Raw genomic sequence first — 11,951 nt, 5'->3', positions numbered from 1 at the left:
GGGCGGGCCGGGACCGGCGGAGCCGACCGGCACCGGCTGATCCCTCCCGCGTCCGAAGGGGTCCCGACGGGACCTGAAGGAACTCCCCTCCACCCACAGGAAGCGAGCACGCGCATGGCCGACACGTCCGAGAAGAAGCCCGAGAAGGCCGAGAGGAAGGCCGGGGGCAGGCCGGAGAACAGGTCCGAGCGGAGGCCGGACCACCGTTCCGAGCGCAGGCCGCACCGCCGGAAGCTGTCGGCGCCCCCGTGGTGGCCGCTGCCCGCCTGCGCCCTGCTGGGGCTGGTCGCGGGCGGGGCGTACGGGGTGCTCAAGGCCCCCGAGTACGCCGCCACCAGCTACGTCGTCGCCGTACCCGACGACACCACCGAGCCGGCCACCGCCCTCGGCTTCGCGCAGGCCTACGCCCGTATCACGACCAGCAGTTCCACCCTCGCCTACGCCCAGCCGCGAGCCGGCATCAGCGCCGCGAAGCTGCGTACCCAGGTACGGGCCGAGACCTCCCCCGAGTCGCCGATGATCGCCGTCACGGGTACCTCGACGAGCCCCGCAGAGGCCGCCGACATCGCGAACGCGGTGGCCGACGCCCTGTCCCTGAGCAGCAATCAGGCCGCCAAGAACACCGGTGTCCAGCTGCTCCTCTTCAACCAGGCGGTGGCCCCGGCGGAGCCCGCCTCCCCCTCCGCCGCCATCAGCGGCGCCGTCGGCCTGTGCGCCGGCGGACTGCTGGGCGGACTGTCGCTGCTCGCCCGGCCGGGCCGCGCGCGGCGTTCCGAGGACGGCGCGACGGGGTCCCGGGTCGGGTCCGCGGCCGGATCCTCGGTCGACTCCTCGGTGGAGGCCGTAGTCGACAGCCCGGTCGAGGAGTACGCCTCGCTGCCCGCCCAGGGGGAGCCGGCCTCGGCCAAGGAGAAGGAGTCCGTTCGATGAGTCCGGGCCGCGCCGGGGTCCTGTCGGTGACGCTGTGCCGCGACCCCCGGCAGTTCGCCGCGCTGGAGGAGTCCTGGAACAGGCTCTTCCGCGGCTGCCCCACCGCCACCCCCTTCCAGAGCCACGCCTGGCTCCACTCCTGGTGGCTGTCGTACGGCAAGGACGGCCGACTCCGGATCGTCCTCGTCCGGCGAGGCGAGGAGCTGGTCGGCGCGGCCGCCCTGATGCTCGTACACCGGCCGATGCCCCTGCTGGTGCCGCTCGGCGGCCCCATCACCGACCACTTCGACGTGCTCGTGGCCGCGGAGTACGCCGACCAGGTCGTCCCGGCGCTGGCCCACGGGCTGCACCGGGCCGCCCGCGGCGCCGTCGTGGACCTGCGGGAGGTACGTCCCGGGGCCGCCGCCGAGCAGCTGTACCGGCAGTGGCCCGGGGTCTCCAGCGTGCTGGCCGACTCCACGTGCATGGAGCTGCCCACACTGCCGTTCGACGAACTGGTCAAGCGGATGCCGGCCTCCGGCGCCCAGCGGGTGCGGGCCAAACTGCGCAAGACCGACGCGGCCGGCATCGAGGAGCACGAGGTCGCCGAGGAAGAGGTGCCGCGCGCCGTACGGACCCTGCTGCGGCTGCACGAGAAGCAGTGGCGCGGCCGCGGGGTGACGCCCGAGCACCTGCGGCCCCGCTTCGCCGAGCACCTGACCCGGGCCACCCGGCGGATGGTGCGGGCCGGGGAGAGCCGGCTGACGGAGTTCCGGCTGGACGGCAAGGTGGTGGCGGCCAACGTCACGCTGCTGTCGCCCGGGCTCAGCGGCGGCTACCTGTACGGCGCCGACCCGGACCTGCGGACGCGGAAGGTGGACATCGCGACGCTGCTGCTGCGCTACGAGGCCGGGCGGGCCCTCGCCGAGGGCCGTCCGGTGGTGAGCTTCCTGCGCGGCAACGAGCCGTACAAGAACCACTGGCGGCCCGAAACGGTCGTCAACCGGCGGTTGTTACTGGCCACGGCGGCGCTCGCGCCCCTGCTGCGCGTACACGAGTCGCAGGTGACGGGGCGCGAGCGGGCGGTGGACGCACTGCGGGAGGCACTGCCGGCCGCCATGAACTGGCGGGCGCGGCTCAACGAACTGCGGGTGTGATGACCCGACCAGAAGGGCCAGAGGCCGGAGTCCTTGCCGAAGTCCAGCTTGACGCAGACGGACTGCGTGCCGACCAGCTTGGAGAGCCACTCGCCGACGTTGAGCGGCACGCACCAGTGCTTGCTGTTGACCGGCGGCGGTGTGGGCTGCGGCAGGGGCTTCGGTGGCGTGGGCTCGGGCTTCGGCGTGGGCGGACCCGGGACGACCGGCGTGTGCGTCGGGACCGCCGGCGAGGGCTTGGGGGTGGGCTCGGCGTCGGGGTCGGGGTCGGGGTCGGGGTCGGGGACCTGCGGTGTCGGGACGAGCGGGCTGGGCGTGACCGGCAGCGGGAGCACGGGCGTCGGGACCACCGGCGTGGGTGTCGGGACCACGGGCGTCGGGACCTGAGGCGTGGGCGCCTGGGGCGTCGGGGTCTGCGGGGTCGGGCCGACCGGCGAGGGCACCACGGGGGTGGGGACCACGGGGGTCGGGACCACGGGGGTCTGGACCACCGGGGTCGGCACCACGGGCGTGGGTACCACCGGGAGCTCCCCAGCTTTCCTGAATCGGTGTGCCCACCCAAGACGTTAGGCGTCAGATCTGACGAATGGCCTGTCCGGTGACTGCCGCGTTGACCATTCGCAGGTGCGCACCACCCCCGCTTGGTCCGACTAGGTGAAAGACACCGTTGCCATGCACGCGTATCTCAACCATGTGCCCGCCGTTGTGCTCAGACTCGATCGCAATCCGTTCCACCACGGAACCCTCGGCGCCGTCAGATCGCTCGGCCGCAAGGGCGTGGAGGTCCATGCCGTCGTCGAGGCCGGGGGAGGGCCCATGGGGCGTTCGCGATATCTGCGCGCCGTGCATCCCGGGCCGGCGGGCGGGCTGGACCCCGAGGCGCCCGAGGCGCTGCTGGAGTGTCTGACCGCGGTCTCGGAGCGGATCGGCCGCCCGGCCGTGCTCATCGCCATGGACGACCTGAGCGCGATCGCCGTGTCCCGGGTCGCGCCGATGCTCCGCGAGCGTTTCCGGATCCCCCATCAGCCCGACAACCTGCCCGCCCGGGTGGCCGACAAGGCCGAGCTGTCGCGGCTCTGCGCACGGTGGGACGTCCCGCACCCGGAGACCGTGATCCCGGCGAGCGGGGCGGAGGCGGCCGAGGCGGCCTGGCGACTCGGCCTGCCGGTGATCGCCAAATGGAGCCGGCCCTGGCTGCTGCCCACCGGAGCCGACGGGCTGCGCAGCACCATGCTCGTGCACACCACCGCCGAGGCGCGCCGCCTCTACGAGCGCTCCGCCGAGGCCCGGAGCCGCCTGCTGTTCCAGCGGTTCCTGCCGGCCGGGCCGGACACCGACTGGTTCTTCCACGGTGCCTTCGCGCGGGGCGGGCGTCCGCTGCTCGCGGGCTCAGGGCGCAAAGAGCTGTCCTGGCCGGTGCGGACGGGGCTGACGGCCGTGGGGCGCTGGCTGCCGGATCCGGCGGTGGAGGAGGCGGGGCTGCGGCTCGCCGAACGGCTGGGCTACCAGGGGATCCTGGACCTGGACTTCCGCCGCGACGAGCAGGGCTGCTTCCGGTTGGTGGACTTCAACCCGAGGCCGGGCGCGCAGTTCCGGCTGTTCGCGGACTCGGCCGGGCTGGACGTCGTACAGGCGATGTACCTGGACCTGACGGGTCAGCAGGTCCCGCGGCCATCGGGCGGACCGGGCCGGGTGTTCGTCGCCGAGAACTACGCGCTGCTGGCGACGATCCGGGGCGGGTCGATGCCGCGTCGCCCCGCGGCGCTCCCCGCGGACCCGACCGGGTCGGCGGTGGCGTCCGAGTCCTCGGCCCCGGGCGCGGCCCGGGGGACGGTCCCGGAGTGGCTCCCGCAGCGGGCTCCGAAGCGGTCCGCCGAGCGGGGGCGCGTCGAGACGGCCTGGTTCGCAGCGGACGACCTGCTTCCGTTCCTGGCGATGCTGGGCGCCCTGCTGGGGCGGGGTGCGGGGAAGGGCGTACGGGTGCTGCGCGGGGTTCCGGAGCAGGGCCGCCGCACGGCGCTCGCGGTCGTCCGCGCTCCCCGGCAGCGCGGCCGGAACCAGTCGTCGGCCGGTTCGGCCGGATCCGCGGCACCGGCCTCCCGGCCCGTTCCGCCGGGGGCCTCGGCCGAGCCGGACGAGCTGATGACCCGTTGACCCGGACCGCCGCCGCGGACGTGCCGCGCCGGTGCCCATCGGCCCGGGCTGTTCTTCGCGGGGCTGCTGACGGCTCCCTCATTCGGCCCTTCCATGCGATTCGTGCACGGCGCGGGCTTCACGGCGGGGAGACTGGAGAGAGGAGTCCGCAAGCGCCTCGGTGCCCGGGGTCCGCGGCCGGGTTCCCCCGGTGTCGCCCGGCCGGGCCGGGCTGCCACCCCCGGGCACCTTCCGGGGGTACCCCCAGGGCATCCGAAGACGTATCTGCGGTGAGATCCGTGGAGAGAGGGGTCCGTGATGAGCTCGGAACGAGCACAGGGTCGCGGCTGGGTACGCATTCCCGCCAGCCGCGGGGAACAGCCCGCCGGCCGGCCCAGGGCCGCCGGGTCCGACCGCACCTCCTACGCGGGACCGTACGCGGGCCCGTACGCGACGGCCTCCCATGCCGACCAGCCCACGATCTACCTCTCCCTGGTCAAGCGCTGGCAGGAGGCCGGGCGCACGCTGCCGGGGCATCCTGACGAGGAGTGGGAGCGGCTGATCTCCCAGCCGTGCTGGCCCGGCCGTTAGGTGGTGTGGAACGTGGCAGCGGCGGAACGGGACGGACCCGAGCCGGTCCGGCGGTCCCCCGTGACCGCGCCCGAGGAGCGGTTCGCGCTCAACGGCATGGGCAGCCTCGAATGGGACCTGGTCGCCGGGACGGTGGTGCTGGACGAGGCCGCGATGGACGTCCTCGACCTCGGGCCGGAGGAGTTCGACGGCACCGTGCCCGGGGTGGGGCTGCGCGTCCCGCCCGAGGACGGGGTCCGGCTGACCGAGATCATCGAAGGTGTCCTGGCGGGCGGCGGGGACACGTACGGCGCGTACTTCATGGTGCAGCGGCGCGACGGCCGCGACCAGTGGACGCACACCTCGGGCCGGGTGCTGCGGGACGGCGCCGGGCAGCCCGAGCGGATCGTGGGGATCGTCCGGGACGCGACGGCCGAGCTGGCCCACGCGACGTTGCTGCGCAAGCTGGAGGCGGCGCGCGCCCAGCAGACGACGATCGTGCAGCGGACCACGGAGGCCCTGTCGCGGGCGGTGACGGTCGACGACGTCACGGCCGCGCTGACCGGGGCGGGCGCGCTGGAACGGCTCGGTGCGGACGGGCTGGCCCTGGGGCTGGTCGAGGGCGGCACCATCAAGATCATCGCGCTGAGCGGGGAGTCCCTGGAGATCCTCAGCGAGCGCCGGTTCACCCGACTGGACGGTTCACTGCCGCTGTCGCACGCGGTGCTCACCCGGCAGGCACGTTTCGTCACCTCGCTCACCGAGCTCGGCGGGGAGTTCCCGCTCCTCGCGGACTACCTGGACCGGATCCAGTACGACGCCGCCGCCTACCTGCCCCTGATCGCACAGGCCAAGGCCATCGGGGGGCTGGTGCTGTTCTACCGGCGGCGCACCGAGTTCAGCCCGGAGGAGCGCAACCTGTGCCTGGGCCTGGCGGGCATCGTGGCCCAGTCACTCCAACGGGCGCTCCTGTTCGACCAGGAGCGCGAGTTCGCGACCGGCCTGCAGGCAGCCATGCTGCCGCGCCGGATCCCCGAGATCAACGGCGGGGAGATCGCGGTCCGCTACCACGCGGCCTGGAGCGGGCGCGAGGTCGGCGGCGACTGGTACGACGTGATCTCGCTGCCCCGCGACCGCGTGGGCGTGGTGGTGGGCGACGTCCAGGGCCACGACACGCACGCGGCGGCGATCATGGGCCAGCTGCGGATCGCGCTGCGGGCGTACGCGGGGGAGGGCCATCCGCCGTCCACCGTGCTGGCCCGGGCCTCGCGCTTCCTCGCCGAGCTGGACACCGAGCGCTTCGCCACCTGCATGTACGCCCAGGTGGATCTGGAGACGGGTGGCGTACGGGCGGTCCGCGCGGGTCACCTCGGACCGCTGATCCGGCACACGGACGGGCGTACGGGCTGGCCCAATGTGCGCGGCGGCCTGCCGCTCGGGCTGGCCTCGCTCTTCGGGTACGAGGAGTTCCCCGAGACCCGGCTCGACCTGGTCCCCGGGGAGACTCTCGTGCTGTGCACGGACGGCCTGGTGGAGGAGCCCGGCACCACCATCACCGCCGGGATGGACGCCCTCGCCCAGGCGGTGCGCAGCGGCCCCCAGGGGGCCGGGGCGCTCGCCGACCACCTCTCCGACCGGCTCTGGGAGCGCTGGGGCTCCGGGGACGACGTGGCCCTGCTGGTGTTGCGCCGGGCCCCCGACCCGGGCACCCACCGGGCACCGCGCATCCACCAGTACGTCCACCAGGCCGACCCGGAAGGCCTTTCGGAGGCCCGCTACGCCCTGCGCCAGGCCCTGCGCGACTGGGGGATGCCGGAGCTCGCCGACGATGTGGAGGTCGCGGCCGGGGAGCTGCTGGTCAACGCCCTGCTGCACACCGACGGCGGGGCGGTGCTGACGATGGAGGTGCTGCCGGAGCCGGTTCGGCGGATCCGGCTGTGGGTCAAGGACCGCTCCAGCGTGTGGCCGCGCCGGCGCACCCCGGGCGAGGCGGCCACCACGGGGCGCGGGCTGCTGCTGGTGGACGCGCTGGCCACCCACTGGGGCGTGGAGTCCCGGGGCGACGGCAAGGCGGTGTGGTGCGAGTTCGACGTCGGGGGCAGGACCCGGAGCGCGGGGTGACGGAGCAACCCGGGTTGTGGGGTGCCGGGGGTCGGGTGATGATGCGAGCCATGGAACGGATCGTGTTGTGCGCGGGCTGACCAAGGCCGCCGTGACGGGCGTCCTGGCCGTGCTCCTGCTCGTGGCCGGGGTGCCGGCGGTCGTGGACTGGGCGACGGGGCGACCGCACGCGGACCCCGCGTGCCAGTCGGTGGCCTTCATGTCGATGACGGGCGTCGCCCCCGACTGCCGGTAGCGGCGGCTACCGGCCCCCGGGCGCGGACCGCGGGCACCGCACCGCTCAGTGCTCGCGGACCTCGACGTTCTGCGAGGCCTGGGCGACCGTGGTGACCGACCTCGGCATCAGGCCCGAGAACCGGACCTCCTGGAGCTCCGCGGTGACCACCGCACGGCCCGGGTGGACGTTCGCGTAGGCGCCCGGCGCGTTCGCCACCCAGCGGCGCTCCCGGCCGTCGCAGACGATCTGCTCCGCGCCCACGCTCAGCCGGCCGCCTCCCTCCTGCGCGACGGTCGCCTTGATCTGCATCGCCCCCCTGGGTGACGCCTGCTCGCAGTGGTACGTCCCGGAAAGGGTGACGGCGCCGTCGTGGGCGACGTACGCGTCGCGCACGGAAATCCCATGGTTGAAAACGGTGGCGCCGGCCGGAGCCGTGAAAAGCGTGGTGGCGGCCATTGCGGAGAAGGCCGCGAGTGACATTCGGCGGGCGGCGATGCGCATTCATTCCTCCAGGTGCGTCGGACGGCGGGATTCCGCCGGAACGCATTGTGCTGGCAGCAGGACGTACGCACTCGCTCCGAGCGCTCGTGTCGTTGTGGGCAATTAGCTGCCGGGGCCCGTGAAACTGCCCGAGAGTGCCCCCCGAAGGGATCTTGCATGCACCGGCCCGCCCTCCCCCTGCCCGTCCTGCCTGCCCGTCCTGATCCTGCTTCCGCTGATGCTGTTCGGTGCCACCGCCTGCCAGATCGCCCCCGAGCCGGACGCGCTCGCCCCCGGCGCCGCGCAGGCGGTTGTGGTGGACGACGGGGCGCCGGGCGCGGCGGAGGCTCCCGGCCGTCCCGCCGTGAAGGACGCCCCTGTGGGTGGCACCGCACGGGTGCACGGCAGGCAGGTCGGCCGACACCTCCAGGTCGAGTTCGGGGCGTTCGTCGACCCGGCGATCAGCGTGGACAAGAACTTCGCCCCGTCCGCCGGGAAGCGCTGGGCGGCCGCCTCGATGTCCTTCGTCAACGTGGGCGGGGCCTCGTCCGGGGCGCCCGGAGGCATGTGGGCGCACGACCTCGCGGGCCAGCGTCACCCGGTGGTGACGACCGGCGAGCTGACGACCGGCAAACCGATCGTCTTCGATTCCCTGGAGGTCGGTGAGCGGGCCGCGGGCTGGGTGGTGTTCGAAATTCCGGAAAGCACGCGCATTGTGCGGCTCCAGTACCAGGACGCGAACACGCAGGCGAATTCCGGAGAGGGATTCTGGGCCGTCTAGCCCGCCTGGGTGAAGGGCCGTGAAAGGCTCGGCGGAGAGACCACTAGGGTGCGCGCATGACTTCTACTCAAGCCGAAATCGACCGGTCCCAGCTCGGCACCCTTTCGGTGCTCGCCTGGATCGGCGACCCCGAAGAGGCGCACGACATTCCGTACCTCCTCGCCTACACCCTCGGTGACGGACCGAAGGGCCGGGAGGCGGGCGAGGCGGCCGCCCGCGGGTTGCTGGAGGAGATCGGCCTGCCCATCGGCGACGTGGTCATGGACGGCACCCTCAAGGCGGCCACCTTCCCGGTGCAGATCCTGCTGGAGGGCAACCAGATCGCGCTCACCCTGCCCGGGATGAACGCGCGCTGCACCGCCCCCGACGAGTGGGTCGCCGCGGCGGACGAGAGCGGACAGGCGTACTTCCTCTTCGCCACCCGCGCCTGGCCGGAGGCGATCCCGGGTCGGCCGGTCGCGCCGGAGACCCTGCAGGCCTTCGCCGGCGACGAGTCCGTGCTCACCAGCAGCGCGCACTGCGTCCTCGCCGTGCGGCGCGTGCAGCGGTAACTCCAGGCCGGGTGCCGCCACCACCCGCTCCGGCCGCCGGGCTCCCAGCCTGCCCGGTGGCCGGTTCCGCTTTTCCCGGGCAGGGGTCAGGGCCGTTCGAAGGCGAACTTCAACGAGCGGACCCGGTTGTCGAAGTTCGACCCCGCCAGGTCCGGCAGGCCCACCGCCCGCAGCCCGACCGGCCGGGTCAGCAGTTCACGGAAGAGGGCCTTCATCTCCACCCGGGCCAGGTGCGCGCCCAGGCAGAAGTGCGGACCGCCGCCGCCGAACCCGAGGTGCGGATTGGGCGAGCGGGTGATGAGGAAGGCGTTCGGGTCGGGGAAGACCGCCTCGTCGCGGTTGGCGGAGGCGTAGTAGAGGACCACCTTGTCGCCCGGCCGGAACACCTGCCCGTCCATGGTGTGCTCGGCGGCCACGGTCCGGCGGAACTGGATGATGGGCGTCGAATGCCGGATCATCTCGTCCACCGCGCCGTCCGCGTACCTCTCGAAGTCGGAGATCAGCAGGTCACGCTGGTCGGGGTGGTCCGTCAGCAGGGACAGACCATGGGTGATCGCGTTCCGGGTGGTCTCCACCCCGGCGACCATCAACAGGGAGAAGAAGGCGCCGAGCTGACGTGCCCCGAGGGCCTGGCCGTCGACGTTCGCGCGGACCAGCGCCGAGATCAGGTCGTCGGTGGGGTGCTTGCGCCGCTCCCGCCCGAGGCCCGCCACCATCCGCTGCATACGGGCGAGGGCGCGTAGCCCGCGCCCCGGCATCCGCAGCCGGGAGGCCAGGCCCCGCTCCACACCGATGTTCTCGGAGGCGTGGTTGACGCGGTCGGCGATCTCGGCCCGGTAGTGCTCAGGGATGCCCATCATGTTGCAGATGACCTCCAGGGGCAGCCGGGAGGCCACGGCCGCGACGAACTCGTCGGGCCGCTCGGCCAGTACGTCGTCCACGATGCGGGCCGCCACGGCGTGGATGTCGGCCTCGGCGGCTGCCAGCAGACGGGGCGTGAAGGCACGCTGCACGATCTTGCGCAGCTGGGCGTGGTCGGGGCCGTCCAGATTGACCATGGAGTCCCCGAACAGGCCCCGCATCCCAGCGGGCCGGCTCGGGGGTGGTCACGCCGGGGGCACTGGCGAAGACCTTGGGGAGGCGGCTGGCCTCCTGCACCTGGGCGTGGCGGACGAGGGCCCAGTGGCCGGGCCCGGACCCCTCGGGGACGAACACCGGGCCCTCGGCCGTGCGCAGCCGGGCGAAGGCCGCGAGGCGGTGGGCGGGGGGCCGCTGCCAGAAGCCTGGCTCGGCCAGCTCCCTGCCGGGGTCGGTGCCGTGGCGTTGTGCCGGGAGTGTCAAGGCAGGGCCTCCAGTCGGTGCGCGTCGTTCTGCGCTGGAGAACGGGGCGGGGGCGCGGGAGTGACGGTCCGGCGGGCCACGGACGCGGGCGCGGGTACGGGTACGGGTACGGGCGGCGGGTGCGGGCGGTCCGCGGGACTCAGACGGCGGCGCGGCTGGTGGCACCGGCCCGTGTGGACAGGGTCAGGCCGACCGCCACTGTCAGCACTCCGATGAGGCCCGCCCAGAGCACCGCGTACGTACCCGACCAGGTGCAGGCGAGCGTCACGACGGCGGACACCGGCAGCACCAGCTGCTGGGCGAGGCCGCGCTTGAAGTGGCGGGAGTGCAGCAGCCACACCATCAGAAGGAACAGCGCGCTCGGGACCATCACGGCGGCGTTCGCGGCGACCTGGGAGATGTGCGCCTTGCCGACCACGTGCTCGACCGCCACCTCGATGCCGGCGCCGATCGCCGCACCCGAGGCGAAGATCAACAGGTGCCCGTAACCCCACGGGATGGCCTCGCGGTTGGACCTCAGGTGCTCGTGCATCGGCACGGCGAAGTAGATCCACCACGCGGCGAAGACGATCAGCAGCCCGCCCGCCGCGATGGGCAGCAGCTGGTCCAGCGCCTCGTGCTCGTCGATCGCGGACTTCACGGCGACCGTGGCCGCGGCGATCGTCTCGCCGAGCACGATGATGGTGAACAGGCCGTACCGCTCCACGATGTGGTGCGCGTGCCAGGGCGTCCGGTGCCCCCGTTCCGCGATCACCGGAACCGCCAGCTCGGCGAGGAGCAGGACGACGAACGTCCAGCGCTTCAGGTCGTCCGGGACCAACAGCAGGCCGATCCAGCCCAGCTGGCAGATCACCAGTCCGGCCGCGTACTTCAGGGCCGCCGCCCGGGCCTCGCCCTGCTCCCCGGAGGCCGCCCGAAGCCACTGCGCCGTCAGGGCGACGCGCATGATGATGTAGCCGGTGACCGCGACCGCCCAGTTGTTGTCGTCGAAGGCCCGGCTCACCCCGGCCGCGTACACGAGCACACCCGCGATCTGCACGAGGGTCGCGATCCGGTACGGGACGTCGTCCACGTCGTACGCCGAGGCGAACCAGGTGAAATTCATCCAGGCCCACCACACGCCGAAGAAGACGAAGAAGTAGCCGACCACCCCCGAGCCGGGATGGCCCTCCGCGAGCGAGTGCACCAGCCGGGCGCCGGCCTGGGCGATGGCGACGACGAAGCAGAGGTCGAAGAACAGCTCCAGCGGGGTGGCGGCACGGTGGAGCTCGTCGGGGCTGCGAGCGGTCATGGGGGAGTAGGCCATACCGGCCAGGAGACCAGAGGCAGCGACCTCCGGCAGGGCGGACGCGCGGCCCGTACGGCCCGTGTGCCCCGGGCGGATGCGAGGCGCGGTGCGTGGCCCTGAAGTCGTCGGAGCCGCCGGCGGACGCCGTCACACGCCCCCCATCGACATCCGCGCCACATGCCCGGCGCTGGGCCGACGGTTCCCCGCCCGCCCCGGAGCCGAGGCGGCCGGCCGAACCCGGCCGGCGGACGGGGTGGGGGACAGGGCGGCCGGGGAGGCGCGGGGGGCGGCCGTACCCTGGAGGCATGAGCAGCACCCCCGCCCCCGGCCCGCAGCCCTCGCGCACCGCGCCCGAGGCCGACAAGCCCCGCCCGAAGCCCAAGCTGATCTTCGACGACCCGCT

The 11,951-nt window shown here is 73.5% G+C and carries 10 protein-coding genes and 2 pseudogenes; 9 read left to right on the top strand and 3 right to left on the bottom strand.

Annotation, left to right across the window (positions count from 1 at the left end; genetic code table 11):
- The first annotated feature begins 114 nt into the window (after nucleotides 1-114).
- The 7 genes and pseudogenes from ACWGIU_RS15275 (at nucleotide 115) to ACWGIU_RS15245 (ending at nucleotide 7,125) form a co-directional block, all read left to right on the top strand.
- Entirely contained in the window at nucleotides 115-930 is an 816-nt protein-coding gene (locus ACWGIU_RS15275; protein ID WP_453705973.1) for a lipopolysaccharide biosynthesis protein, read from the top strand.
- Complete coding sequence (locus ACWGIU_RS15270) at nucleotides 927-2,066, top strand: GNAT family N-acetyltransferase (RefSeq protein ID WP_453705971.1); 1,140 nt, start codon at nucleotides 927-929, stop codon at nucleotides 2,064-2,066. The genes ACWGIU_RS15275 and ACWGIU_RS15270 overlap by 4 nt, the downstream gene beginning before the upstream one ends.
- 672 nt (nucleotides 2,067-2,738) lie before the next feature.
- Nucleotides 2,739-4,220: a carboxylate--amine ligase gene (locus tag ACWGIU_RS15265; RefSeq protein ID WP_453705969.1), complete on the top strand. Its 1,482-nt coding sequence runs from the start codon at nucleotides 2,739-2,741 to the stop codon at nucleotides 4,218-4,220.
- A 42-nt stretch (nucleotides 4,221-4,262) separates the two neighbouring features.
- Nucleotides 4,263-4,493: pseudogene (locus tag ACWGIU_RS15260) on the top strand (hypothetical protein); the annotation flags it as partial.
- 24 nt (nucleotides 4,494-4,517) lie between these two features.
- A complete protein-coding gene (locus ACWGIU_RS15255) occupies nucleotides 4,518-4,790 on the top strand; it encodes a hypothetical protein (RefSeq protein ID WP_453705967.1) in 273 nt (90 codons plus the stop codon).
- Nucleotides 4,791-4,802: 12 nt separating this feature from the next.
- Entirely contained in the window at nucleotides 4,803-6,890 is a 2,088-nt protein-coding gene (locus ACWGIU_RS15250) for a SpoIIE family protein phosphatase (RefSeq protein WP_453705965.1), read from the top strand.
- 67 nt (nucleotides 6,891-6,957) lie between these two features.
- Nucleotides 6,958-7,125 (top strand): hypothetical protein, encoded by a 168-nt coding sequence (locus ACWGIU_RS15245; RefSeq protein WP_453705963.1) that lies wholly within the window; start codon nucleotides 6,958-6,960, stop codon nucleotides 7,123-7,125.
- A 45-nt stretch (nucleotides 7,126-7,170) separates the two neighbouring features.
- Here ACWGIU_RS15245 and ACWGIU_RS15240 read toward each other — a convergent pair whose 3' ends face one another.
- Nucleotides 7,171-7,608, bottom strand: coding sequence for a DUF6299 family protein (locus tag ACWGIU_RS15240; protein WP_453705961.1), 438 nt, complete (start codon nucleotides 7,606-7,608; stop codon nucleotides 7,171-7,173).
- Between the two features lie 217 nt (nucleotides 7,609-7,825).
- Between ACWGIU_RS15240 and ACWGIU_RS15235 the strand changes: the two genes are divergently transcribed.
- Nucleotides 7,826-8,368, top strand: a complete 543-nt coding sequence (locus tag ACWGIU_RS15235) for a hypothetical protein (RefSeq protein WP_453705959.1) — start codon at nucleotides 7,826-7,828, stop codon at nucleotides 8,366-8,368.
- Nucleotides 8,369-8,424: 56 nt separating this feature from the next.
- The gene (locus tag ACWGIU_RS15230) at nucleotides 8,425-8,919 is read left to right on the top strand and encodes a DUF5949 family protein (RefSeq protein ID WP_453705957.1); all 495 of its coding nucleotides are present in this window, start codon (nucleotides 8,425-8,427) and stop codon (nucleotides 8,917-8,919) included.
- 86 nt (nucleotides 8,920-9,005) lie between these two features.
- Here ACWGIU_RS15230 and ACWGIU_RS15225 read toward each other — a convergent pair.
- Together ACWGIU_RS15225 and ACWGIU_RS15220 are read right to left on the bottom strand one after the other, a co-directional pair.
- Nucleotides 9,006-10,260, bottom strand: a pseudogene (locus ACWGIU_RS15225) (cytochrome P450).
- A gap of 139 nt (nucleotides 10,261-10,399) precedes the next feature.
- A complete protein-coding gene (locus ACWGIU_RS15220) occupies nucleotides 10,400-11,566 on the bottom strand; it encodes a low temperature requirement protein A (RefSeq protein ID WP_453705955.1) in 1,167 nt (388 codons plus the stop codon).
- Nucleotides 11,567-11,951: the final 385 nt, after the last annotated feature.

It is taken from the genome of Streptomyces sp. NPDC054840, from assembly GCF_053611065.1.
Note: the sequence above shows the minus strand (reverse complement) of the source record. Positions and strands in the feature narration are given on the sequence as shown.

What these genes read in the sequence shown, in the direction of transcription:
- ACWGIU_RS15220 (WP_453705955.1), bottom strand. Translation starts at nt 11,566, where the DNA reads ATGGCCTACTCCCCCATGACCGCTCGCAGCCCCGACGAGCTCCACCGT.
- ACWGIU_RS15240 (WP_453705961.1), bottom strand. Translation starts at nt 7,608, where the DNA reads ATGCGCATCGCCGCCCGCCGAATGTCACTCGCGGCCTTCTCCGCAATG.
- ACWGIU_RS15275 (WP_453705973.1), top strand. Translation starts at nt 115, where the DNA reads ATGGCCGACACGTCCGAGAAGAAGCCCGAGAAGGCCGAGAGGAAGGCC.
- ACWGIU_RS15265 (WP_453705969.1), top strand. Translation starts at nt 2,739, where the DNA reads ATGCACGCGTATCTCAACCATGTGCCCGCCGTTGTGCTCAGACTCGAT.
- ACWGIU_RS15270 (WP_453705971.1), top strand. Translation starts at nt 927, where the DNA reads ATGAGTCCGGGCCGCGCCGGGGTCCTGTCGGTGACGCTGTGCCGCGAC.
- ACWGIU_RS15255 (WP_453705967.1), top strand. Translation starts at nt 4,518, where the DNA reads ATGAGCTCGGAACGAGCACAGGGTCGCGGCTGGGTACGCATTCCCGCC.
- ACWGIU_RS15235 (WP_453705959.1), top strand. Translation starts at nt 7,826, where the DNA reads ATGCTGTTCGGTGCCACCGCCTGCCAGATCGCCCCCGAGCCGGACGCG.
- ACWGIU_RS15230 (WP_453705957.1), top strand. Translation starts at nt 8,425, where the DNA reads ATGACTTCTACTCAAGCCGAAATCGACCGGTCCCAGCTCGGCACCCTT.